General features: G+C 39.5%; 23 protein-coding genes, 1 tRNA gene and 1 pseudogene. 10 read left to right on the plus strand and 15 right to left on the minus strand.

Annotated elements, in window-relative coordinates:
- The first annotated feature begins 32 nt into the window (after positions 1-32).
- Both FXV77_RS11545 and FXV77_RS11550 read left to right on the plus strand, forming a co-directional pair.
- Positions 33-902, plus strand: a complete 870-nt coding sequence (locus FXV77_RS11545; protein WP_148919388.1) for an aldo/keto reductase — start codon at positions 33-35, stop codon at positions 900-902.
- A gap of 312 nt (positions 903-1214) precedes the next feature.
- The gene (locus tag FXV77_RS11550; protein ID WP_246162440.1) at positions 1215-1388 is read left to right on the plus strand and encodes an SDR family NAD(P)-dependent oxidoreductase; all 174 of its coding nucleotides are present in this window, start codon (positions 1215-1217) and stop codon (positions 1386-1388) included.
- A gap of 111 nt (positions 1389-1499) precedes the next feature.
- Here FXV77_RS11550 and FXV77_RS11555 read toward each other — a convergent pair whose 3' ends face one another.
- The 4 genes from FXV77_RS11555 to FXV77_RS11570 all read right to left on the minus strand — a co-directional run bounded on the left by FXV77_RS11555 (position 1500) and on the right by FXV77_RS11570 (position 4678).
- The gene (locus FXV77_RS11555; RefSeq protein ID WP_222867776.1) at positions 1500-2138 is read right to left on the minus strand and encodes a zinc dependent phospholipase C family protein; all 639 of its coding nucleotides are present in this window, start codon (positions 2136-2138) and stop codon (positions 1500-1502) included.
- A 130-nt stretch (positions 2139-2268) separates the two neighbouring features.
- Complete coding sequence (locus FXV77_RS11560) at positions 2269-3141, minus strand: HD domain-containing protein (RefSeq protein ID WP_148919516.1); 873 nt, start codon at positions 3139-3141, stop codon at positions 2269-2271.
- Positions 3142-3491: 350 nt separating this feature from the next.
- Positions 3492-3890 carry a hypothetical protein gene (locus FXV77_RS11565; protein ID WP_148919389.1) on the minus strand — a complete coding sequence of 133 codons (399 nt, stop codon included), beginning with the start codon at positions 3888-3890 and terminating at the stop codon, positions 3492-3494.
- A 155-nt stretch (positions 3891-4045) separates the two neighbouring features.
- Positions 4046-4678 carry an antirestriction protein ArdA gene (locus FXV77_RS11570; RefSeq protein ID WP_246162441.1) on the minus strand — a complete coding sequence of 211 codons (633 nt, stop codon included), beginning with the start codon at positions 4676-4678 and terminating at the stop codon, positions 4046-4048.
- 392 nt (positions 4679-5070) lie between these two features.
- Between FXV77_RS11570 and FXV77_RS22130 the strand changes: the two genes are divergently transcribed.
- Both FXV77_RS22130 and FXV77_RS22445 read left to right on the plus strand, forming a co-directional pair.
- Positions 5071-5232 carry a hypothetical protein gene (locus FXV77_RS22130; protein WP_187444103.1) on the plus strand — a complete coding sequence of 54 codons (162 nt, stop codon included), beginning with the start codon at positions 5071-5073 and terminating at the stop codon, positions 5230-5232.
- Between the two features lie 26 nt (positions 5233-5258).
- Positions 5259-6056: pseudogene (locus tag FXV77_RS22445) on the plus strand (recombinase family protein); the annotation flags it as partial.
- A 739-nt stretch (positions 6057-6795) separates the two neighbouring features.
- On the opposite strand, the gene FXV77_RS11580 reads toward FXV77_RS22445, so the two are convergent.
- Together FXV77_RS11580 and prmC are read right to left on the minus strand one after the other, a co-directional pair.
- Positions 6796-6868, minus strand: a tRNA-Lys gene (locus tag FXV77_RS11580).
- A gap of 126 nt (positions 6869-6994) precedes the next feature.
- A complete protein-coding gene (gene prmC, locus FXV77_RS11585; RefSeq protein WP_148919390.1) occupies positions 6995-7852 on the minus strand; it encodes a peptide chain release factor N(5)-glutamine methyltransferase in 858 nt (285 codons plus the stop codon).
- 76 nt (positions 7853-7928) lie between these two features.
- Between prmC and ribD the strand changes: the two genes are divergently transcribed.
- Positions 7929-8987, plus strand: coding sequence for a bifunctional diaminohydroxyphosphoribosylaminopyrimidine deaminase/5-amino-6-(5-phosphoribosylamino)uracil reductase RibD (ribD, locus tag FXV77_RS11590; RefSeq protein ID WP_148919391.1), 1059 nt, complete (start codon positions 7929-7931; stop codon positions 8985-8987).
- Here ribD and FXV77_RS11595 read toward each other — a convergent pair.
- Positions 8984-9364, minus strand: coding sequence for a hypothetical protein (locus FXV77_RS11595; RefSeq protein WP_148919392.1), 381 nt, complete (start codon positions 9362-9364; stop codon positions 8984-8986). The two genes, ribD and FXV77_RS11595, sit on opposite strands and share 4 nt — an antisense overlap.
- Positions 9365-9485: 121 nt before the next feature.
- Between FXV77_RS11595 and FXV77_RS11600 the strand changes: the two genes are divergently transcribed.
- Entirely contained in the window at positions 9486-10763 is a 1278-nt protein-coding gene (locus tag FXV77_RS11600; protein WP_148919393.1) for a DUF2851 family protein, read from the plus strand.
- On the opposite strand, the gene FXV77_RS11605 is transcribed toward FXV77_RS11600, so the two are convergent.
- From FXV77_RS11605 to FXV77_RS11635, 6 genes are all read right to left on the minus strand, one after another.
- The gene (locus FXV77_RS11605) at positions 10760-11413 is read right to left on the minus strand and encodes an ankyrin repeat domain-containing protein (RefSeq protein WP_148919394.1); all 654 of its coding nucleotides are present in this window, start codon (positions 11411-11413) and stop codon (positions 10760-10762) included. The two genes, FXV77_RS11600 and FXV77_RS11605, sit on opposite strands and share 4 nt — an antisense overlap.
- Positions 11414-11695: 282 nt before the next feature.
- On the minus strand, positions 11696-12625 hold the full coding sequence (locus tag FXV77_RS22345) for a DUF1801 domain-containing protein (RefSeq protein ID WP_222867777.1): 930 nt from the start codon (positions 12623-12625) through the stop codon (positions 11696-11698).
- A gap of 7 nt (positions 12626-12632) precedes the next feature.
- Complete coding sequence (locus tag FXV77_RS11620; RefSeq protein ID WP_148919395.1) at positions 12633-12998, minus strand: VOC family protein; 366 nt, start codon at positions 12996-12998, stop codon at positions 12633-12635.
- 89 nt (positions 12999-13087) lie between these two features.
- Positions 13088-13666 (minus strand): Crp/Fnr family transcriptional regulator, encoded by a 579-nt coding sequence (locus FXV77_RS11625; protein WP_148919396.1) that lies wholly within the window; start codon positions 13664-13666, stop codon positions 13088-13090.
- 52 nt (positions 13667-13718) lie between these two features.
- Positions 13719-16322 carry a DUF5686 and carboxypeptidase-like regulatory domain-containing protein gene (locus FXV77_RS11630; RefSeq protein WP_246162443.1) on the minus strand — a complete coding sequence of 868 codons (2604 nt, stop codon included), beginning with the start codon at positions 16320-16322 and terminating at the stop codon, positions 13719-13721.
- Positions 16323-16492: 170 nt separating this feature from the next.
- Positions 16493-18178: an RluA family pseudouridine synthase gene (locus FXV77_RS11635; RefSeq protein ID WP_148919397.1), complete on the minus strand. Its 1686-nt coding sequence runs from the start codon at positions 18176-18178 to the stop codon at positions 16493-16495.
- A gap of 105 nt (positions 18179-18283) precedes the next feature.
- Here FXV77_RS11635 and FXV77_RS11640 point away from each other — a divergent pair, with 105 nt between their 5' ends.
- Entirely contained in the window at positions 18284-18805 is a 522-nt protein-coding gene (locus FXV77_RS11640; protein ID WP_246162444.1) for a Dps family protein, read from the plus strand.
- A gap of 28 nt (positions 18806-18833) precedes the next feature.
- Positions 18834-19253, plus strand: coding sequence for a DoxX family protein (locus tag FXV77_RS11645; RefSeq protein ID WP_148919398.1), 420 nt, complete (start codon positions 18834-18836; stop codon positions 19251-19253).
- Positions 19254-19303: 50 nt separating this feature from the next.
- Here FXV77_RS11645 and FXV77_RS11650 read toward each other — a convergent pair whose 3' ends face one another.
- Positions 19304-20524, minus strand: a complete 1221-nt coding sequence (locus FXV77_RS11650; protein ID WP_148919399.1) for a DEAD/DEAH box helicase — start codon at positions 20522-20524, stop codon at positions 19304-19306.
- A 375-nt stretch (positions 20525-20899) separates the two neighbouring features.
- Positions 20900-22015: a Gfo/Idh/MocA family protein gene (locus FXV77_RS11655; RefSeq protein WP_148919400.1), complete on the minus strand. Its 1116-nt coding sequence runs from the start codon at positions 22013-22015 to the stop codon at positions 20900-20902.
- Positions 22016-22231: 216 nt separating this feature from the next.
- On the opposite strand from FXV77_RS11655, the gene FXV77_RS11660 reads away from it, so the two are divergent.
- Positions 22232-23941 (plus strand): hypothetical protein, encoded by a 1710-nt coding sequence (locus tag FXV77_RS11660; RefSeq protein WP_148919401.1) that lies wholly within the window; start codon positions 22232-22234, stop codon positions 23939-23941.
- A 43-nt stretch (positions 23942-23984) separates the two neighbouring features.
- Positions 23985-25145, plus strand: a complete 1161-nt coding sequence (locus tag FXV77_RS11665) for a BaiN/RdsA family NAD(P)/FAD-dependent oxidoreductase (RefSeq protein ID WP_148919402.1) — start codon at positions 23985-23987, stop codon at positions 25143-25145.
- Positions 25146-25281: the final 136 nt, after the last annotated feature.

Below are 25281 nucleotides of genomic sequence, written 5' to 3' on the forward strand. Positions count from 1 at the left end.
ATATTTAATAGTTCAATAATAAAAATAGAAAAATGAAGAAAATCAAATTAAATAATGGTGTTGAAATGCCATTGTTAGGTTTAGGTGTATTTCAGGTAAACGACCTTGAGGTATGCGAAAGAACGGTTGTAGAAGCCATTGAATCGGGTTATCGCCTTATAGACACGGCAGCTTTCTATCTGAACGAACCAGCGGTGGGTAATGCCATCAAAAAAAGTGGCGTGCCAAGAGAAGAACTGTTTATCACCACCAAACTTTGGGTGTCTGGTACAGGTTACGAAAAAACCAAGAAAGCCTTTGAAGATTCACTTCAGAAACTGCAATTGGAGTATTTGGATTTATATCTGATTCATCAGGCATTTGGCGATTATTATGGTTCGTGGCGTGCTATGGAAGACTTATACAAAGAAGGTAAAATAAGAGCCATCGGTGTCAGTAACTTTTTCCCTGACAGGATCATTGATTTGGTTGCACATAACGAAATTGTTCCCGCTGTAAACCAAATCGAGGTAAATCCTTTTTATCAAAGAGAAGCCGAACGCCAATTACTCAAGGAAAAGAATATACTGACGCAGTCGTGGGCTTCATTTGCAGAAGGTAAAAATGATATTTTCGGCAACGGATTGCTTTCGTCCATAGGCAAAAAATACAATAAGTCTGCCGCACAAGTTATTTTGAGATGGCTTATTCAGCGTGAAATTGCTGTTATTCCAAAATCAGTCCGAAAAGAAAGATTAATCGAGAATAACAACGTTTGGGATTTTGAGTTGGATGCAGATGATATGACAGCAATCAGTAGTTTAGATACAAATAAAAGCGTCTTTTTTGACCATCGAGATCCTGAAATGGCAGAATGGTTAACCAATATGACTTTTGAAAATCTCACTACAAGTGCTTCATAACAAAAGGCTATCTTGAAAAATCTATTTCAAGATAGCCTTATTTATGACAATAAATATCATTTAAGACCAAAGAACACAGTTATGAAATATAAACAATTGGAACATTAGGGCTTTCCCGTTTCTCAAACATAATCCAAGAAAGGAAAATAAAAAACAACTAACCACACAGAAAAAAAATTAGAAAGACAAACGAACCAAACGCACCACCCCAAACGTTTGACCTTTTCAGCACACAAACTTGGACTTTTCAACAAAACACACATTGCAAGCCCAAGCTACCTTTGTACTATCAATAATTAAAAAAATAAAATAATGGCAAAGACAGTTTTAGTAACGGGAACTGCGGCAGTGATTGGCAAAGCAACCGCAATTTATTTGGCACAAAACGGTTACAATGTTTATGGTGCCGCACGCAGGACAGAAAAAATGCAAGATCTCAAAACCTATGGTATTAAACCGATTAAATTGTACACTATCACTATCTAAACACAAATATTGCTCATAGCAATGAGTTCCTTTCATGATACGGTACGAACTCCTGTAAGATTTTTCTATGGAGATATGCCGGAATATATTAAAACTTCATTTTTATTTGCCCTACTTTTGTAGGGTTTTGGGATGTTTAGGTTTAGGTTGATTATTCTTTTCTACATTCAAATCATGCTGATAGGGGCTATCTTTCAACTGGTTCAATCGTCTTAAATCTTCCAAAAAAGAGTTCGAGTTCTGTACCAGTGGGTTCACTGATTGGGACAAATCTGAAAACAACAGATTTGTCCCATTTTTTTTGCCTTGTAACTTATTGTTATTCTGATAGATAAGAGCGATGGCGGAATTTAACCGAGCGGTTCGATGTTGTGTGCCGTCAAATTCCAAAAAATCGGGGAACATCGAACCAATTATAGCACGTTTTTCCTCAATATTGCCGTTTTCATAGCGTCTATCAATGTTTGCGACCTTTTTTAAGGCAGAAGCTACCAAATCTTTTATCTCTGTTCCAACCCCTGCCAAGTCATTCAATTTCGTTTCCAAATCCTCAATCTTTCCTTTGGTCAATTTTTTTACTTCTTGAAAATCGTCATCTGCCATTTCTCCATCGGCATTCTTTAAAAGTGCATTTTGATAGCGTTTGTTCAGCGTATTAATTTCGTCTATGATATTAGCACGTTGGGTATTTTGAATTTTGTTTTGGTTGTTGAAGTCTTTTATAAAGGCTTCGATAAAAACGTCAACCATCCCCTCCTTTGGGGAAAGATACCGTAGCTGTTTTATAAAAGCCTCATTAACGGGTTCAGCTTTGAAACGTGTTCCGCAGGATGAGGAACAATGGTAATGATTTTTATCAAATGCTGTTGTATAACTGGCTTTAATTCACTTCTGATAATGGCAAGATTTGATCATTTACAATAATTTCAGGATCTACTATTCGTTTTTTAGTCGTTAACTTGTTGTTTTCCAGCTCGCCACCTCTTATTTTATCAATCCATTGCATTAAATTGTATTTCTGATTTATTTTATCAATAAGAGAAAAGTCGTCCTCGAAAAAATCCTTTTCTTGAATTACTCCATTTCCTAAACAATATTTTATTATCTTCTTCATGATTACATTGATTTCGATATTTTCCTCACCTTCAAAATATTCGGTTGTCAGGAAGTTGTACTTTTCTTGAAACCATTCCCCGTAGGCTTTGGACTTTAGAACAATTCTATTGTCAAGACTGTCAAGACCATTTATAAACCAAGAAATCTCTTTAAGTGAGACTTGCCCAATCTGGAACATATCCCGAAGTGTATAATCTATCCTATCAGCTGACAAATAAGGTAGCGGGTATTCTAAAAGCTTGAATTTTTCTATATCTATAAATACTGTTCCATTAAGCTGATACTTCTCAAATACAGCGTTTAATTCATTATCTTTTAAAACGTCGACATATCTGCGTTCATGATAGTCTTCTCCCTCGACGTCGAGGACATAATCAATCAAGTGAGAAAATGCGGTATGCGAAATGTCATGAAGTAAACCAGCAATTTGTTCTTCAATACTTCCCCCCAGTTTTTTTATGATGAGCATTACCCCGATTGAATGCTCAAATCTTGTATGATTTATCTGTGGGTTAACCAAAAAGATAGAACCTCCTTGATGGATTTTCTTTAATCTCTGAAAGATGTTTGTCTGTATGATTTCTTCAATTACACCTGAAAATTCATGCTCTCCATATATTTTATCGATGTATTTCATTTCTTTCTGCTTGAACACAATTCGTTCGAAATATGCCATGCGTATTTTGAATGAATTGATATATTTTTTTATCTGAACAACAAATTTAGTCGTTTTTTTGCACAGGCATCAGATTTTTGACATATATTGCTAATAAGCTATCATCAATGCATTTGTTTCTTTGTGTTCACTAAAATGTAAAGCCTATTTGCAAAATGAAGATAAGGAAAGGCGCAGCGGAAGCATTTAGCAAAAGGGGTTGTTCCGCTTCCCGCAAAAAAGACTATTCCGACCTGGGGAGGATCTGTCTTTTTTGCCCGTCCGATTTTTCGGGCAAAATAATGGGAACGGCGTACCGCTCCCGTAAAAATTCAACTGGTCACAATCATTTTATCATGCCCGAAAAGCAAGTGTATCGCTTCTTTCAGCTTTGGACTGCATTCCTCCCTGTCTGCATATTCAATAAGGCAGTTTGTTAAAAAAATGGCATTGTAGCCATCAAATAACTGGTCGGAAAACACCCGCGTACTGCGGTGTAACATAACGTTGTGCCGCTTCAAAACCTGTTCGGTATTGCTGACTAAGGCAAACCAAAAATCGGCGGTTACAAGCGTTCCATCAGCCCAAATACTGCGTATATATTCTTCCTGCGCTCTGAAGCGCTCCGTCTCCTGCTGTACAAAGAGGGTCAGGTCTTTAAGGTTTTTGGGGAATAGTTTAGCAAGTAAATACCCTTTTTCTACGTTGTTCATTTCGTCCAATGCTTTCATGTTCTTATACTTTTTTAGTGTTAATCTTCTTCAATTTTATGACAGTTGTACTGCACCCTTTTCACCGCTTAGCGGTACTGCTTTTTTCCGTATCATGCCCGTATCATGTTTTGATTGTTGATAGGCGACCACCTTTGCAGGCGGTCGCCTGTGGGCTACGAATTGTAGAATACATGACCGTCCTCGCTCCAATAATCACCGCTAAACAGGTCACGGGCAAAAGCCTCATAATCGAAATACCTTTTTGCAAATTCGGGCAGGTCCATTTGCTCTATCTGTTCATAGGCAAAATCTTCCTCGTCCTTGTATTCGCCTATATAATCATCGTCAAAGCCGCTTATAAGGTCGTTTATATCTTCCTCGGATAGCTTACGGTGTCCATTGTCGCACCATATTAGGAATGCCTCTTTTCGGGTTTCGTCCATATCCTCCAAAGCCTCCAAAACCTCAAATACGTTGTCACTTATCCAACATTCGCCGATTAAGCTATTTGGGATATTTTCGTAATCTTGGAACATAAATTCGGGGTCTTCCTCGTTATCGTGCAGCTCCCTGCAAGCGGTATAAAATTCTTCCTTGTCCGCGTAGTCGGATAGCGTTAGCCACTTCCCGAAGATTGAACCGTCATTATATTTTGCGTATGTGCCGACATATACCCTTGCTTCCGATGTATTGATTTGATGTGTCATTTCTTTACTGTTTTGAACTGATTTTTTTGATTTATTCGGCAATGAGAGGAGGTGCTGTTGTTTTGTTTCAATACCATTTCCAATGCTTATTTTCCTCATGCCTGACATTTTTTTTATTCGTGTAAAGAGCCGGAGTATGCTATGTTTCGTTTCGGGAGCATAAAAGGTGAGTGTTTAGTAGGCACAAGGTTTTGGGAAAAAATACACCCAACGGGCTGGAGATTTTTTTCCAAACCTGTCTTGACCTTTTGCCTACGTTAAGAACACGGACATACCTTTGCTCCATGAAACGTGAACAATAGGCATACTGGCTTTTTGGGATAAAAGCATCCGTGGAAGTAATGAGGATAGCATTTGGGAAATGGTTCTAAACAGGCAGACTGTGCCAAGTAATTCAGCCAAAAGACACAACCCAACATCCACTTCATCAACGCAATAAGTTTGTCTGTGCGGATTAATCCGCGCGGTTTACAGGCAAAAATGTGTTGAAGATGGAGAAAGAAAAAACGAGCGATTTAACTCCCGAAAGAGTTGTACAAATCTTGAAAAAGAAAGGAACAAAGGTCGATTTAGAGGAAGCAAAAGCCATTTTGGAGTTTGTCAAAAAGATAGCACACATTGCAGTTAACCAGTATCTAAGAGGAAAACTTTAATCCAATGAACAAGGAAAGCTGTTGTGATGAGAAAGGCAGATTTATACATACGTGTATCGACAGACGAGCAAGCGGACAAGGGATATTCGCAACGTGACCAAGAAGACCGATTAAGAAAATATTGTGAGATAAAAGGCATTCAGATAAGGGATGTGTACATAGAAGACCACTCAGCGAAATCTTTCAAACGTCCAGAGTGGCAGAATTATTTATCCAACCTACGCAAGACAAAGAACAACAAATCGGGGTCAATAGTCCTATTCACTAAATGGGATAGGTTCAGTAGAAACGCAGGGGATGCCTATCAAATGATTAACCAGTTACGGACATACGGTGTTGAGCCTATGGCAATAGAACAACCTTTAGACCTTACCATTCCCGAAAACAAAATCATGCTTGCGTTCTATCTCGCATCGCCGGAAGTTGAGAACGACAGACGTGCATTAAATGTCTTTCACGGGATGCGCAGGGCGAAAAAAGAGGGGCGGTATATGGGTACTGCTCCATTAGGATATGTCAATAAGATTAGTGAGGACAAAAAGAAATTCATTGCACCCCATGATTTTGAAGCACCGCTTTTAAAATGGGCGTTTGAGCAAATCGTTTCCAATAACTTCAATACGGAACAGATATGGAAAATGGTTCGGGAGAAAGCCGATGGAAAAGGTCGGTTCAGCAAAAATAACTTTTGGGTAGCCGTCCGAAACCCCTTGTACTGTGGAAAAATATTCATTCCTCCCTACAAAGAGGAAAAGGGATATTTTGTCAAAGGACAGCATGAGCCATTAATCAGCGAAAAGACCTTTGCGGATGTACAGGATATTCTCGATGGGAGAAAGAGGGTTGTAAAGCCTAAAATCGTGGCTATGGACAATCTACCGCTTAGAGGGTTTATTAAATGCCCTAACCCTAATTGTAATAGGATGCTCACAGGAAGTGCCTCAAAGGGCAAGATGGGCAATTACTATTACTATTATCATTGCACTTCCTCCTGCGGAGTACGTTTCAAAGCCGAAACCGCCAATGAGGTTTTCTTAAAACAGTTACGGCATCTATCACCAAAAGAGGGCATGGTCGATGTTTTTATCGAAGCCTTTATAAAAGACTTCAATAACAAAACCAAAGCCCAAAACACGGAACGGGCAAATATCATAGGTGAGATTGATGCGTTGAACAAACGCTATCAAAACGCACTTTTAAAGAATGCCGATGGAGAAATGGCGGACGATGATTTTCAAGAAGTAAAGAAATTGACCAAAGGCAAAATCGAGAAATTGGAGAGACAATTAAATGATTTGGCAGTGGTAGGCAGTGAGATTAAAGATTTAGTAGCTTCTACCTTAAAAAAGGTTGCAAACATTGATAGACGCTATGAAAACGGCGATATTGAGGAAAAAAGGCTTATAGTGAGTTCGATGTTCCCCGAATTTTTGGAATTTGACGGAACACAACATCGAACTCCGAGGCTAAATTCTGCGATTGCTCTTATCTATCAGAATAACAACAAGTTACAAGGTAAAAAAAATGGGACAAGTCTTTCTTTTTTAGACTTGTCCCAAGAGGTGATCCCGCTGGGATTCGAACCCAGGACCCATACATTAAAAGTGTATTGCTCTACCAGCTGAGCTACGGAATCTAACTTCTTTTTGTTTGAAGTGTTGCAAAGGTAGAAAAAATGTCCATTTATGCCAAATACCTTTACGCTAATTTTTGATTCAACGCTTTAAAATGCTGTTTTTCAGTTTGAAAAAATATAAATAATCTACAGGCTGGCCTTGATCATACGGTCTACCCCGTTGAGGTCTTGCCGTAAAGCCACCTGTTTATACCCTTTCTTGCGCAACAGCTCAGATGTTTCACTGCCTAAATATTGGTTAATTTCAAAATAGAGGCTCCCTTGGAGTGATAAATGTTTTTTTCCCATTTCAGCGATAACATCATAGAAAAGGAGAGGTGCCTGCGCTTCGACAAAAAGTGCATTGTACGGTTCAAAAAGTAAAACGTTGCTGTGCATGTCTTTTTGTTCGTTAGGCGTAATATATGGCGGGTTGCTGACGATAACGTCATATTGTTGGTTTTTCTGCATAAAGCTGTCCCATTCCAGAATATCCGCTTGGATAAAGTTTACGGAAAGATTTAGATTCGCTGCATTTTTACGAGCAACTTCTATAGCCGCGCCTTGTAGATCGATTGCATCTACCTGGGCCGGAGGTAGATGTTTTTTAAGTGCTAACGCGATACAACCCGATCCTGTTCCAATGTCGAGTATGGAAAGCTGTTCACGATGTTGATGTTCCCTAACAATCCATTCGACTAGTTCCTCGGTTTCCGGACGGGGGATTAAGGTATGTTCATTGACCGAAAGGTGTAGACCGTAGAAATCCGCTTTCCCTAAGATATGTTGTATGGGGCGTCCTGTTCGTAGTTCCTCTAGTATACTCAAAAATTGTTGTAATGATGTTTCCGTAATTTCGTTTGTGCTGTTTAACATATAATGGGTGCTGTTTTTCCCCGTTACAAAAGCATACGCCATCAAAAAAAGCTGTTTAGTTTCCGATGGTGGATACAGCGTTGATAACGTATCTTGATAGGTATAGGCTACATCTTTGAAATGTTTCATCTATTAAAAATAAACTACAAACTTACAAAAGCTGATTACACTTTTGATATTCTTTGGTAAATACTAAGTTTGTAATATGGTACAAGACGAGAGATATATGCAACGTTGCCTGGATTTGGCGATTCTAGGAGCAGGTACGGTGAGCCCAAATCCAATGGTGGGCGCTGTTATTTTGCATGACGGACTTATCATCGGAGAGGGTTATACATCACCTTACGGTGGGCCTCATGCGGAAGTGAATGCGGTACAGGACGCCTATCAAAAATTGGGTGAGGCTGAAGCAAAAACTCGCTTTCACACATCCACGATGTATGTCAGTCTGGAACCTTGTTCCCATTTTGGGAAAACACCACCTTGTGCCGATATGTTGGTGGAATTGCAATTCGAGCGGGTGGTTATCGGTTGTCTTGATCCTTTTGCAAGAGTCAATGGACAAGGACTAAAAAAGCTGCAGGAAGCAGGTATAGATACTACCGTAGGTGTATTAGAGGAGGCTTGTATGTTTATTAATAGACGATTTTTTACACGCATTCAGCAGCAACGTCCCTATGTTATTTTGAAATGGGCACAAACCGACGATGGTTTTTTCTCGCCGGAAGATGCTACGCAGCAATGGATAAGTAATAAAGCAAGCAAGCAGCTTGTGCATAAGTGGAGAGGAGAGGAGGACGCAATATTGGTAGGCACCTCCACTGCTCTTATTGATAACCCTACGCTAACGACACGCTTATGGAGCGGAAAAAATCCAAAACGTATACTGATTGACAAAGAATTGAAAGTACCAGCAGACGCAGCAATTTTTAACGAAGAGGCCGAAACTATTGTCTTCAATGAGCAACAAACGGACTGGCAAAAAGACAGGAAATTAATTGCATTAGAACATTTCGATCTCTATCTTCCACAACAGCTATTGTATCAGCTTTATCTCATGGATGTACAGTCCTTGATTATAGAGGGCGGGGCAAAAACACTACAATCGTTCCTCAACGCAGGAATATGGGATGAGGCTCGTGTCTTTGTTTCCCTACATCGTTGGGGACAGGGTAAACCTGCACCAAAACTAACAGCAATGATAGACGCTACGCAAAAAGTAGGCGACGATGAATTGAGAATTTATTTTAATAGAAAAGTTTAATGCACTTTGGGTGTATCCAGGAGATCAGTTACACAGCCTAATACTTCTTGTTCGGTATGACCGTCTTCTAACATCGAAAATGTAAGATAGGCCGCATATATCTCGGCACTGAATACGACGTGTTTATCCGAAACTATCTTGTCGATTACGTCTTCGTTGACATCGATTCCAATATGATGCAATTCATTGTGTAGATTGGTTGAAATAGTGCTGTGTTCTTCTCCTGATGCAAAAGCGGCAATGATATGTAATATTAACTTGTCCAAAATTTCTGGGCTGATTTTGGTCGCCTTTTCACCATAACTATTTAAATCAATTCTTTTCTTGGCACTGTTGACAATTTTATCCCAAATAAGGTATTCCGTTTTTGTGTGCATAGCCATTTGAAGTTTATAATCTACTTTAAAGATAACAAAAAGAAAAATACACCCAAAAATAATGATTGTATTTTTTTGGATTTCAAATGGGAATTACATTATCATTTTGTATCTTTAGCGTATGATTGCAGAAGAATTATTACACTTCGTCTGGCAATTTAGGCTTTTTAACCAATTAGAACTTTATAGCACAGATGATGAACAAATCAAGATTTTTCAAGTTGGACAATGTAACGAAGATGCCGGTCCGGATTTTCTATTCAGTCAGATTTCCATTGATAGTAGGGAATGGAGAGGGCATGTAGAAATCCACGTGAATGGTGCCGATTGGTTTACACATGGACATCATACTGATGCGGCTTACAATAGTGTAGTGCTCCACGTTGTTTACCAAAATCCAGTTCCTGTATTTCGGGAAGATGGTACAACTATTCCATGTCTGGAGCTAGCTCCTCTTGTCAATAGCCGGGTGCTTGAGCATTATCGCGGTATTATGCAAAACCTTCACTGGATTCCCTGTGAAAAACATTTACCTAGGGTAGATCCTTTACGTAAGACTCAAGCGATGGAGCGTATGACTGTAGTCCGATTGGAGCAACGACACACACAAATACAAGAGCTATTGATCGAAACATTGGATGACTGGGAAAAGGTGTTGTTTTTGCTGCTTTGCCGCAGTTTTGGAATGAAAGTCAATGCCCAGCCATTCTCGCAATTAGGCAAATTGATTGATTTATCTCTTATAAGAAAGTATCGGGCTGACGCTTTCAAAGTAGAAGCGATGGTATTCGGTCAAGCTGGTTTTTTGGCGGATGTACCGAAAGAAGGTTATACGAAGAAATTGGCTGATGAATACCGCTATTTGAAAACTATCCACGGTTTAAAAGAGCTGAAAGTATTCGAATGGAAGTTTATGCGAATGCGGCCATATAATTTCCCAACATTTCGTTTGGCGCAGCTACTGGCACTGTATGGTCAAGCTCCTTATCTTTTTGAGGAGGTTATACGCTGTAAGGACATGGCGGATTTGGATCATGTATCGACAAATGCATCATTGACTTCTTTTTGGAAAACCCATTTTGTGCTGGGGAAAACAGCACCTGTACATACCACCAGACTATCGCAGCCTTTTATAGAGCATATTACCATTAATGCTTTTATACCGATCCTATTTTCTTACGGTAAATGTATGGGTATAGATGAATTGCAAGCGAGAGCGTTGGCGTGGTTAGGACAATTAAAATCAGAGCAAAACAAAATTACGCGAAAATTCAATGAATTAACGTTCTCAGCGGCATCTGCCGCCGATTCACAAGGATTGTTGCAGTTAAAACAGGATTATTGCGATCAAAAGAAATGTCTGCAGTGCAATATTGGGCTTTCCTTATTTAAAAGCTAAGCTACCCGCAATATCTCGGCGAGCTCCTTATGCCCTTTTTCTAGAGCGAGATCAGCGGCGGTCATGCCTATCTCTGTTTTTACAGAAACATCTGCTCCGTTTTCCAATAGGATAATGATCATATCAATATTGCCTTGTTGTGCAGCAATGTGTAAGGGGGTAATACGGGCATGTTGGGCTACGTTGACGTTTGCGCCGGCTTCAATTAACATTTTACTAATTTGGTCGTGCCCTCCGGTAAGTGCGGTATGCAATGGATATACATAGTACCCATTATCTGAGCATATATTTGGGTCTGCACCTTTTGCCAAGAGCGTTTGGACAACTTTTTCTTGTCCGAAATGTGTTGCAATGCCCAATGGGGTAAAGCCATGTGTGGAGACTTCATCGATCACTTCGGGCTTCTGTTTAAGCATGGCCTCTATCTGCTCTGCTAAACCAATAGCACAGGATTCGTGGATCGTAATAGCAGTTAAGTAGTTTAGTATTGTCTTGATTACTTGGTCTTTATGGTAATAACAGGCGAGCAGTAGGGGAGATATATCATGGCTTGTCTGCTCTCTTAATAATTCCGGTTGTGTCCGCAGCAATATCTCCAAGTCATGGTGATTCCCGGTCTCTATATATTCTTCTAACTTATTTAAGCTCATTGTATATCTTTTGAAGTCTACGAATTAAATAAAATTTTGTGAAAAATGGATGAAATGTGAATAAGATTTGATGTGTTCATAAAAATAAACGTGTAGCCATACTTCGACATTTACGGAGAAACTGCTTAAAATGCTGTGGCGTTGTTAATTTAAAATCTACTTTTGTATTAGCCCTCCCAAAGGGCATGTTTTTCATAGGTAGATGTAGGGCCGAATGTCACAGTTCGGCCCTTACTTTTTTCTCGAAAATCTTGATTGTTTTATCTTTAAAACCGCTGTCGATTACTGTCGTTTATACTTATCATGTAATCCTTTCCCTTCCTTGATGAGTGGTTTGATTTTTTCGATACGTGCTATCTTGGTTTTCTCTTGTTTGGCGCTGTTTATATATTCTATGTACTCTTTTTGTTTGCCGGGAGACAATTTTTCGAAAGCCTTTTGAAGAGAAGTATCGTTGGATAACGTTTCTTTAAGCAGACCGGATGGTTGTTTTCGTGCGCTTTTTTCTGGTTTTATTTCTTTTCCGTCGATCACGGTCTGAATGGCTTCTTGTAGATAGCTTTTTATTTTAATAGGATCGATTTCATCTGCTGATTGAAACCGCCACTGTCTTAAAGCCTTGGTTTTGCCTTCCGATGCCGTAATGAGTACATTGTCCCTATCCTCCAAAAAGACCCCATTATAAAACCATATAGCGAAATGGTTTTTGAATCCGCCATACGATACCACATTTTTACCTTGATATGTATATACATCACTGCCCCACTTAAATTCCCGATCAAGAGGTAATTCGTGTAAGACCTGTTGGACTTTTTCGATAGCATCTTCCCATTGGGCATGATGGCGCTTCCAATCCGGCACAGACTTGTGCTGTAGTCGTTCTATATTGAATCGGACGAGTTTTTCAAGGAGCGCATGCGGTATTTTTTGATCTAAAGGGATTTGAATAGCTCCTTTGGAGGTTTTATATGCGGTCAGCTCTTCCTTAAAATGATCAATAGCTTCCGAGCCTGGATAAAGACCGAGATGGTGTTTATATAAAGCAAAATGAATCAAGTTGCCCTTGTAGCGAAAAGTAGGCATCTGATAACCAATAGTTTCGGTGGCTTCGGGTGCCGTACGGGCAATCGTGGCTCTTACTTCCTGTAGCAAAGCTTGTTTTTTGCCTTCAAATTGGGCAATGTATTGGTCAATGTTCGTTATTGCTGCCATAAACTAATTATTTATTTCTTACCAACAATGTATTACCTGTAGGGTCTTTTATCCAACGCATAGATGAATCTATTTCCGCCACCTCATTGCATATAGTAACATCATTTACACGCAGATAATTGGTAGCACTTTCCACGTCACCGGTACACATCTCCAACCATATTTTTGAATCCGTTATTCCTTCTACACAGTCCAGCCACAAGATGTTTTGTCCGAACTCCAATCGGTGTGTAGCCAATACGGTAGGGTGCGTTATAGATACTTCCTCCACATCAAATAATAGGATGTCTCTATAAAATGCCACTGTTTCATCGTATTTTTCTGGCGGAATCTTCATCGCAATATTCACACCTCCTTTAAATCTAATTTCCATAACAAATGGTGCTTTGGTCTCTTCAACTAATCAAAAATAAAATAGTAGTCGTTGAAGTTACTTGTCGTAGGACAAGTTTTCGAAAAATACTATTTTCCCACTAATTCTTTTCGAATGCGACTAAGAGATGTATCGGTGATACCTAAAAAGGTGGCGATATGTTTTAATGGTGCTTGTTGAAAGATAAACGGTTTATCCGCCAGTAGTTGTTTATAACGGTCTATTGCTGACAAACTGATGATGTCTATCGCCCTTTTTTTTGTAATAAGCAATTGATAGGCCATCCAGGCACGTCCCCATTCTGCTAGTGCCGGAATAGTTTCAAACAAGCCCTGGAATTGTTCGAGTTTTATTTTCCAAAGTGTGCAATCCGTTATGCATACAATATTCTCTTGTGTAGGGATATGGTGGAATATGGAAGCTACTTCGATAACGACTTCATCAGGGCAAAAGAAGTTGGTACTGATATCATTACCTTCGTAATCATGGACGAAAGAACGAGCAATACCTTCCTCCAGTATATAATAGCAATCACTAATTTGTCCCTCGTGTAATAACAGATCACCCTTCTTGAAAAAGACTTTCTCATGCTGATCTATAATTCGTTCAATGTCAGCATATGACATGGACGGATATTGGTAAACGAGACGAAGTTTATCTGGATACATGGCAGATTTTTGTTTTAAAAATAGAACTTTTTTAAAACAAAACGTATACCATTTAAAAATCAAATTTTACTCTGACCCGTATTCCATGCTTTGGTACATCGGGCTGATCGAGATAATTTAGCCTTTTTACGTAATCTACCCGAATAAATTTAAAGATATTGGTCAAGCCTACACTAGCTTCAACATACGGTTTATTGTCAAATCCGTATGTAATCGGTTCCTGATCTTCATTCTTTTGAAAATCGAATACGTTGTTGGTATAAGCGGGATTGTTTTCGTCACGTAAACCACCATAAATAGCTTTCACGCTGAACACCTCGCGCCATTTTAGTTTTTTTATCAACGGAATTTTGTTCAATAGAAATCCATTCATGTAATATTGTATGTTTGCGGAAACAGAATGATCGCTTACAAATTCAAGGAAATTCATAAGGTTATAAGACCGCAATTGATAGGCATATGTTTGGTTCGCCCGATGGATATTCAAAAAGGGAAAAGGGATATGGTCTCCGAGGATGTAATTCCCTTCTACGTTGACGTCGGCATAGCCTAATTGTGAAAAATAAAAGCGTTTATCTGCACCCAAAGTGAAATTGTGATAATTGTATTCTCCTCCTAAAACATCTTTAAGACCGGCAACGTAATTAAGGTAAAAGATGGGGTATTTATTAAATATTGGCGTGCGGTACAATTTACCTTGATAAAATTCCTCGTGAGGTGCGTAGCGCAAACCTACCGAAAGTTCGGTTGTATTCAGCTCATTAAACACAGTATTGTTGCCGTAGTCGTCCAACATCTGATAGGTTAATATACCAGCAGGCTGTTGTCGCCATTTGGATAAGCCGATGACGTAGGAGAAATTGCTTTCAAATTCGCGCTTGTATTCCACGCGGTAAATATCGTTGTAGAGATAACGCTCGTTTTCGCCTCGTTTAAACGATAACAAAAAATTGTCTTCTTGAACAAAATCTAGATTTTGGCCTGGAATTTTAGTGTCTCGCATAATGGACGCTCGTAGGTAATGTTGTGGAAATGTATATACCGACTTATTATTGAGGGCATACGTCCCACTCAAGAAATATTTCCATTTTTCATCCTTAAACCCATAAGCGGTATAAGCCTCAGCATAAAACCGCTTACTTAATCTATCCGTGGTTCGTCCACCTAAACGCAACCTAAATCCTTCTACGGGGTTAAAACTATAAAAGGTATTGACGGGGCCGATCTCAATGGGTCCAGCTTGTTTATAGCCAGAGAGAATTAAAGCGCTTATATCCATAAAGCGTTGAAAGGAGGGGATGAGCTGCAAGGTGTCGATGTTGCGATATATATTTTGCTCATTAGGCTTCAATGCAATCGGACGATGAGTGGCCCAATATGTTTCGTCTGACGTCGTGTCGCTCTCTTGAACAACTTTTACGACAGAAGGGCCCGCATAAATGCTATCGGGTTGGGCAATGCCTGTTTTGAAGTCATCGAAAGTCACGGTGCGATTACCCTTAATGCCTGTACCCTTGTCTGTTAACGAGAAATCTAAACCTAATGAACTTGTTCTTAAGTAATAGCGGTTATTGCTATCCTGTTCAAAGTCTAGTTTGACATCTAGATCGCGGACAAAATTAAGATTGATGTCGTCTGACACACTAAGATCAGCACGTTTGACGGCGTACTTCCCATCTAGGGTAATATATAATTTTCCTTGAAAAAGTAGATCCGCTTTATTACGTGGAAAGAAGCTTAATTCTACCAAATAAGGGGTTTCTGTTTTGATAGTATCGGTAATGTAAAATCTATAAAATGTTGGAGACGAACCGGCAATCGGGCTTAAAAACTGATTTGTAACCAATTCGATATTGCTTTCATAGATGTCAATATCTTGGTAGAGTTTATTAAAGTATGCACTTAGCCCGTCGTTGTCCACAAATTTCGGATCGAATTGCGCACGTTGTTCTGCTAGAATAAGTTGTTTCGTCGTATTTGGCTTTTTACGCGTATACACTTGTGACAATCTTTCTTCTATAAAAGCAGGGAGTGTATAGCCTCTCGTGCTGCTCCCCGTTTCTACATCTTCTTTTTCAAACAGAAATTGGTAATTTTTGAAAACTTTTCTGTTTTTGAATTTTTCAGATAAATTGCTTAGTCCTAAGGAAACTTTCTCATACTGACGATACTCGGCATATTCATAAGATGCAATCCGGTTTTCATCTTTATGAGCAATAACCTTACGGATCAATTCGACAGCTGGATTGTTTTTGTTAGAATATTTAGCTCGTCTTGGAGCTGTAACCGCAACTGTTTCAATCGTATGTTCCTCTGGAACTAAATAAATCGTTAATTCCTGATAGGTTTCACTACTGATGCTCACATCCTGAGATTCGTAGCCTACGAAGGAAATGCGGATTTTCGAGAAATTAGGGTTAACTTTTAATATAAAATTTCCATCATCATCTGTGGATGCCGCCGTGGTGGATCCTACAGCTGCAACAGTGGCGTAACCAATAGGTTCTTTATTGGTGACGTCCATTACTTTCCCTTTCAAATGGAGGGATTGTCCAAATGATAAAATGGAAAAGAAGAAGAATACCATAAGCATTCCTAGTCTTAATCCGTATGCGAATAGCTTGTTGCTAGTTAATGTTGTGCGATAACTTGACATAGTGTACCTCTTTATAAATCCTTTTATTTGACTTTTATACTAAGTGAGTCAGTTTTTGAGGAAGTCGAACAAAAGTAATAATACTTTAACTGTTTTTGAAGGGAGAAATCTATCGCGAAGAGAATGTGACGTTTTCTTGATAAAATAGAGGTGTATCGTTTAATTTTTAATCAAAAAGGATCTTCTACGGTAAAGCTTATAAGGTGTCGGGTTTTAGGATGAACAAATTGGATGTAACCCGCATGAAGGTGTAGTCTATCGGCTCGTTGTCCGTATAAATCATCGCCCAGTATGGGTGTATGGAGTCCTTGATGATGTGCGGCATGTACGCGAAGCTGGTGCGTACGTCCAGTCAATGGAAAAAAGTGGATACGTGTGTGGCCATTTTCATGCGCAAGCACGTTGAATTTAGTTTTTGCAGGTTTGCCATACTCATAACATACCACTTGCCGGGGGCGGTCATCTAAATCGACACGAAGGGGCAAATCGATAAGTCCGGTTTGTTTTGTCAATACCCCATCCAGTATAGCTGTATATCGTTTTGTAACAGTATGTTGTATGAATTGTTTTTGAATAAACTGATGTGCTTCTTTATGTTTGGCCAATACTAAAATACCGGAAGTAGACATGTCTAATCGATGAATAATAACTGGTCCGGAAACCTCTGGGTATTGTGCTAATATTCTGGTATAGACAGAATCGGTTATATGGATGCCGGGAACGGAAAGAAACTCCGAAGGCTTATTAATGACGATAATATCATGGTCTTCATAAATGATATCGAAGGTACGCCCAAGTGCAGGATTTGTGCGCATGGGGTTGGGGTCCACGTGTAGCCCCTGTAGCATGTGTGATAATATAGGTTCGCATTTGCTTTTACAGGCGGGATAGAAGTTTTTGTGCTTCCGAACCTCGGATGCGGGTGAAACTCCCCACCAAAATTCCGCCATACAAACGGGCTTCAGTTGATGCTGGTATGCATATTGGAGTAATTTTGGAGCTGCGCATTCGCCTGCACCTGCCGGTGGTATGGGCTGTTTGCTTTCTGCAAAGATGGCTAACACGCTTTTTGTTTCTCCTCGGGCATTCAAAAATTGATATTGCTCGAATAGGCGTTGTTGGAGCTTAGCGGATTTTATTTTGCGAAGGCTCTTTAAGTCTTCGATCTCTTGCTGTCTATTGCGAATCAATGCCTCGACGGATTGGAGCTGACCTTTCCATTTGGTTTTAAGAACTGCATATTCGTGTTGGTCGCGATAGCTTTGTTTGATAAGATCTGTTTCCAACAACTGATAGTCCGTCTCTGATGAAGTGATCTTGTATTCTTCTCTTATTTTTTTTCGCTTTGCTTTTTCGACTTTCATGTGGAGGCGATAAGTCTTTAGCTCTTCGTCAGCCTGTTGTTGCATTACTTTAAGCTGCTGAAGGAGCATAGGGAGATAAGCTGAATCTTCCAGGTTTTCAATTTGCCGATTTAGTGCGTTGATTTGTTCTTCTTCCTGCAAGAAAAAACTTTCTTTTGTCAGCATATCAAAAATGGGAGGGACAAAATAAGTATGTTGATTTGTGCCAGCAAGTTTTCCAGAACAGGCTGCCAGATAGCCTAATTGACCATTTTCTCTTTCCACCACCAGGATGCCGAACATCTTGCCGATAGCAGAACCCTCCATTTGCTGTAAACCAAAGTTGTGGACGAAGTCTTGTTGCTCTTCGAGATATTCCTGCAATTCGGCAACAGCTATTTTACTTAGTTCATCGGGATCATAACAAAATGGAAAAGTAAATGATTTGGGTTTAGGTAGTGCGGCGATATCTGATCGAAAGAGATGAAAAAAGAGGGGATTGTTGGCAACCATGCGGACGATAAACTTTGTACGACAAAAATAGGAAAGTTATCAACAAAAACTCGTAAATTGTGTTAATTTCAATAACACATAATTTTTACTTTAAATTTTTGTAATATGAAAACGGATATGGAAGAAACAACTGTTCTTGAAAGAGCTTTAGCAAGCTCGTCTGACATAGGTATTAAAGAAAAGGACACGCAAGCTGTTGCCACTATTTTAAATAAACTATTGGCTGATGAACATGTGTTGTATGTCAAAATCCGGAATGCACATTGGAATGTGGAAGGACCTGATTTCCATGCACAACATTTGTTTTTCGAAGGTTTATATGGCGAATTGGCGGAAACCATCGATGACATAGCAGAACGTGTCCGTTCGATTGGCCATTACGCCGTGGGTACGATGAAAGAATTCCTGAAATTAACGCAATTGACGGAAATGAGATATCAAAAAAACGATAGCCAAGGTTTCATCAAAGAACTGTTGTCGGATTATGAAGCTATTATAATACATATTCGAGAGCAGTTGGAGACTGTGGGGGAGAAACACAAAGATGCCGGAACAGAAGATTTTTTGGTTGGCATCATGGAAGCACATGAAAAAACGGCATGGATGCTACGTGCGCATTTGCGTTAGTGTAATGCCACATTAATCCTTTTTATAAATGAAGCGATTTTTTTTGACTGTCCAGAAAGGGACGACATCTAGTAATTTGGCGGCGTTTATCTTGCGGATTGGCTTCGGTGTTTTGATGATCCCCCACCACGGCTATGCGAAGCTGGTTGAATTTAACGAACGGAAAGATGGATTTATGGATCTGTTAGGACTTGGTGGCACCGTATCGTTGAGCTTGGCGATATTCGCGGAGTTTTTCTGTTCCATATTTGTAATCATGGGCTTGTTCACCCGCTTGGCGACCATCCCTTTATTGATCACGATGTTAGTTGTGCTCTCTATACACAATTGGGAATTATTTGGACAATATGAACTAGCCACCGCTTTTTTTATCGGTTATCTGTCCATTTTAACATTGGGGCCGGGCAAATTCAGTTTGGACTATTTGGTTTTTAAGCGTAGAAGGTAAAACGTATCTAAAAAGCCAATATTTGAGGCTTTTTAGATACTCCCCCTATATTATTCTGTTTTGCGTTTTGGGAATTTCCGAAATGGTTTTTTCCGATTGGTATTTTTCTTTTTTGTTCCTTTACGTGGTTCGTACGAAGGGCCTTCTGCAAAACCGGAAGGTAATGGCATTTTCGGTATTTCCTTTTCAATTAATCGTTCGATACGGGCAAACCGGTTTTGATCTTTTTCGTTGATGAATGTGATAGCGGTACCCGTGGTCGCCGCTCTTGCTGTACGCCCGATTCGGTGTACGTAATCTTCCGGATCGGGAGGTACGTCGTAATTCACAACCAAGCTAATCCCAACGATATCAATACCCCGAGAAATAACGTCTGTACCCACCAACACCCTTATTCTTCTTGCCTTAAATCGTTGCATGATATCTTCACGTTGCGCCTGTTCCAGATCCGAATGAAAACCTTCTGCAACAATTCCTTTTTTTATCAGTTCTTTCGTTAGCCTTTTTACGATATCTTTTTTAGAAGCAAAAATAATGATGCTCTCATAAGCCGGGTTATCTAGTATCTGTTTGATCAGCTCCATTTTATGCTCATCATACACTAAATATGCTTGTTGATCGATTCCCTCGGAGGGTTTGGAAATAGCTACATTGATTTCGGATGGCTGATGGAGGATTTTCTTTGCTAACGTTCGGATTTTTGGAGGCATTGTCGCAGAAAATAATAGACTTTGTCTCTTCTTCGGTAATGCACTAATAATACGCATGATATCATCATGAAATCCCATATCCAGCATGCGGTCTGCTTCATCTAACACCAAGTGTTCCAAGTGGCTAAAATCTACCTTTCCAGACCCCATGTGGGCGATAAGTCTGCCTGGAGTTGCAACAATAATGTTTACACCCTCTTGGATAGCTCTTCTTTGTTGCTCGTAACCCATTCCGTCTCCGCCACCATATACACATATAGAGGTAGCTCCGGTAAAATACCCAAACCCCATTATTTGTTGGTCGATTTGTGCGGCAAGCTCTCGGGTAGGAACGAGGATAAGGCTACTAATTTGTTCTCGAGGATTCTCAGCAATTCTGTTCAATATGGGTAAGAGATAAGAAGCTGTTTTGCCTGTACCTGTTTGTGCACAAGCGATGATGTCTTTCCCGTCCAAAATAATCGGGATTGTTTTTTCTTGGATGGGTGTAGCTTCTTCAAACCCCATGCTATCAAGTCCCTCCTCTAGTGTGGGAGAGAAATTAAATTCAGTAAATTTCAATATCTTAATTATTCATTTTTGATAAAATTAGCGTAATAATTTGGTTCATACAAATTTTAAATTGTATCATTATTGAATGATGATGCGCTCCGCCATGGAGCATATGATTCGCTATTGGTTTACTAAATCATTTTGTTTTCATTAACGATAGTCGCTGTTTTTGCTTTTTATGTTAAAAAAATAAGACATTTTTTGGGAAAATGATAATTTGTTTGTATGTTTATACAGTTGTTTATTACCAAGTGAACAATCCTATGTTATAAGCAAGATATTTCGATCCGTTTTTTCTAGCGGACATAAGTTTGTTTCATTTTGTTGTTTAGTAATCGAGTGATCGCTCAGAAGCCCCGCGGAAATCGCGGGGTGGATGGGCGTTTATTGTAGTTCAAGTTTTTCGCCTGTTTTACAGGATTTATAAATGGCATCGATTATTTTTAAATCTTTTAAACCTTCTTTACCGTCAACAGGTATAATAGGTTCTTTATTCTCCAAGATAATAGAAGCCATTTCCTCCATTTGTAAAGTTTGATGGGTAATGTGCTGCTGGGTAAGTTTACCCTGATGCGTTCGACCTTCTATAGGGCCATAACCGGTAGAGGGGCGCATCTCGGCAAAACCTTTTTCACCATTCAAGAAAAATCGATCCAAATGATTCATATTATAGGTAGATAAGCAGGAAGCTACGGCGCCATTTGGAAAACCGAGTTGAAATAATATCGTTTCATCTACGCCTTCCTTAAATTTAACGGGATCTGTCTTCGTTTCTTGTGCTGTTACCCATATGGGTTCTTCTCCAACCATATAACGCGCCCCATTGATCGCATAAATACCTATATCCATCAAAGAGCCACCACCAGCTAAGACTTTATCCAGTCTCCATTGAGTAGGATCACCTATCCGGAAACCACATTGTCCTTGAAAAAAAAGAATTTTCCCAAAATCGCCATTTTGCCGCATTCGGACGACTTCGAGCGTCTTTGGTTCAAAATGCATACGATATCCCACTAATAACTTGACCTTAGCTTGCTCACATGCCCGAACCATTTCTTCTCCCTCTTTAGCATTCAAGCCCATTGGTTTTTCGCAGATTACATGTTTCCCTGCTTTTGCGGCCCTTATGACTTGATCGTGATGTAAAGCATTTGGGGTGATTACGTATACGGCATCAATATCCGGGTTATCCTTAAGATTATCAAAATTCTCGTAGTTGTAGCAGTTTTTCTCTGGAATTTGATATTTAGATTGCCATGCTTTGATCTTCGCAGGTGTACCGCTGATCACACCGACCAATTTCGCTTTCTTGCACGCCTTCATAGCCTCTGCAACGCGGGTTCCATACCCGCCCAGGCCCATAATCGCAACGCGTAAAACTGGACCATTATAGGGTTCGTTATTAAAACTAGATAAGTCAAATTGCCAGGTTGACGGCAGTAATGGTAATGCCATGACCGAATAAGTAATTTTCTGAAGAAAGTCTCTTCGTGTATTCATAGGTCCAAGTTTAGTGTTTTATTGTCTTTATATTGAACAATAAAAAAAAGAAAAAGTTTCTTTAAGATGGCTTTTATATAAATATGGACAAATCGAAACCTTTTTGCGATTCAATACGTTCATTTTAAAAATAAGTAGGATTATGGTGTTACCGATTATATTTGCGAAAAAAGAAACGCGTCACCCCAAATGAAGATAAATGGGATAATAAAAAGTGTGCGTTCAATACCTCGTATATGGAAATGGATAGGAGGTTTTATACTATTAGCCCTTATTATATTATTGACGGTGGGAGGGGATTATGTACGTAACTGGAAGCCTAAGATTAAAGCAAAACTGCAAGGGGCTGTGGAACAGTCGAGCAAGGGCATGTATGCATTGACATACGAGGACATAGAACTGCATATCCTGACGGGGACCGTTCGAATAAAAAACGCCGAGCTGATTTCTGACTCCGTCGTTTACCGTGAACAGGTTGCATTAAAGACTGCGCCTGATAACCGTTTCCATATCAAATTAGAATCCTTAGAAGTAACAGGCGTGAGTCTTTGGTCAGCTCTAGTGCGTAAAAGGTTATTTATCAGAAATGTTATATTAAGCGGAGCTGATTTGCAAGTGTTGAACGAAACCCATGCTTATAACGACACGATAAAAAACGATAGTGCCACTTCTCTATATGACCGTATTAAAGATACGTTCAAGTCGGTGCAGGTAGGCGAAGTTCGTTTAGATCGCTTTAATGTCTTGTATTCAACAACAGAAAGTGGTAACACGGAAGAGATAAAAGTGGACAGTACGCAGTTTCGGTTTTATGATATTCTGGTCGATGATAAATCGGAGCAAGATTCAACACGCTTGTATTATTTCAAAGCTGTAGAGATAGATATTCCTAAATTCGATTACGAGATTCCGAACAGCCCTTACAAGGTAGGTTTTGATCGACTTATGATGGACAGCAGGAAGGATGAGCTGGTATTAACCAAAATTGTCCTATCCCCTAAAATTAACAAAGTAGATTATTTCCGGAACGATAAAGAGAATAAAGCCTTAATTTTCTTGAACTTTGATACACTGCGATTGGAAAAGACTCGGCTTCGAGAGCTGTTTGACCAGCATCGGATTTCTTCTACATACGTACATGTGGTGGGAGGCTCCGCATCTTTCCATAAAGATAAACGTTTTCAAAAGGATAATGTCAATAAGATCGGAGAGGCTCCGCATCAAAAGATAATGGCCGTCAATCAACTACTATACTTTGATACGGTTTTTGTGGAAAATGTAGATCTTTCCTATCATGAGATGAGCGGAAAATATCTTCGTGAAGGCGTACTTACTTTTCAGCAGGTGCATGGCAACGTCACTAACGTTACCAACGATACTACAGCACAACTGAAAAATGATAAGTTTATGCGAGCAGATCTGCAGGCAAACCTGATGGGTTCAGGAACATTGCATGCTGTATTTGGTTTCGATATGCTGAGCAAAGACGGTAGTCACTCCTATGCCGGGACGCTGGGAAAGATGGAGGTACCGGCTTTCAACCGTATAATTACACCGTTGCTTAACTTAGAGTTTGTTTCTGGGAATATACGCCGCATACGCTTTGATATGCAGGGAAATGACTACCGAAATTGGGGTAAACTCTATTTTGATTACGATCAACTTAAAGTGAATCTCTTGTATCCTCCAGACGAAGAAAGCAATAAAAGAAATAAGCGCGGCATTCTTACTTTTTTAATCAATCAACTTCTGATCAATGATAGTAATCCGGATGCAAATGAAGTATACCATATTGGAGAGATAGATTATAAACGGGTGCCGGAATACTCTCACTTCAAGACCATCTGGAAAAGTCTTCAGGAAGGTTTGCAACAAACGGTAGGTTTGAGCGAAAGCAGTAAACGGAAATTGAAGGAAAGGGAGTAGTTGTCCAGTTAAACAATTATAAAGAATTGCTTATTTTTGTGGTATGTTAAACCTACCTATTGTTATTGTTGGAGCGGGGCCTGCGGGATTAATAGCTGCGCAACAGTTAGCGACAAAAGGGTTTAAGGTGCATATCTACGAACAGAATAAAGCCGCCGCCCGTAAGTTTTTAGTGGCTGGACACGGCGGGTTTAACCTCACCCATAGTGAAGATGTCGATACGTTTATTCAGAATTACAATAAGATCGAAATACAACGTATTGTCAAATATTTCGATAATAAAGATACTGTGAAATGGCTTCATAAACTGGGAATCCCTACGTTTATCGGCAGTTCGGGTAAAATCTTTCCTGCCAAAGGAATAAAGCCCATACAGGTATTGCAAGCTATACTCACGAAATTAACAGATGTCGGTGTGAGAATTCACTACGGTTATCGCTTGGTGGATTTTGATGAAGGGTCCGCTACATTCATCTATCAGGGAAAACTCACGCAAATCCTTTATCAAAAACTAATTTTGGCCTTAGGAGGAGGATCCTGGTCTAGAACAGGGTCAGATGCAAAATGGGTGGATCTGCTTAGGGCAAAAGGCATTCAAATTAACACACTTCAATCTGCTAACTCGGGTGTCAATACAAAAGATGAATTTTCCGCACTTGCTGGCCAAGTATTAAAAAATATTCAATTAAAATTTGCAGGGCATAAAAAAACAGGAGAAATAGTATTTACATCTTATGGTATAGAGGGTGCTCCTGTCTATTATCTAAATCGCTTTCTTCGTCAGGGGTCTTTTCCCACGCCGCTGTTTTTAGATTTAAAACCTACGTATACTGTGAGCTCGATTGAAAAGGAGTTGCAAAATAAAGGAAATGTGGCTTCCATTCTTAAAGATAAATTGAAACTCTCGCAAACCGCTATACAATTGCTGAAATTTTTAGATCGCGAAACGTATATCAGTCCTCCCAAATTAGCATTTGCTCTCAAAGACTTTCCGATTGAGGTTACTTCTTTCAGACCTATTGATGAGGTTATTTCTACAGCAGGTGGCGTTTCTTTTGCCGACTTGTCTAATTCTTTGGCGTTAATAAAGTATCCGGATGTTTTTTGTATTGGTGAAATGCTGGATTGGGAAGCACCCACCGGCGGTTATCTATTGCAGGCATGCTTTAGTTCTGGCGTGTGGGTTGCAGATCATATAAAATAAAAAATATATACACGCCAAAACCGACCATTCCAATAAAGGTGTCTCGGATAAAAGTTTAACGGTCACAAAGTTATGTCATATTTTCAGAATTTGGAACTATTTACATTTTATTAGGTTATCTATTTAAATGAAGGGG

It is taken from the genome of Sphingobacterium phlebotomi (genome assembly GCF_008180195.1).
In the GTDB taxonomy this organism is placed as follows: Bacteria; Bacteroidota; Bacteroidia; order Sphingobacteriales; family Sphingobacteriaceae; genus Sphingobacterium; species Sphingobacterium phlebotomi.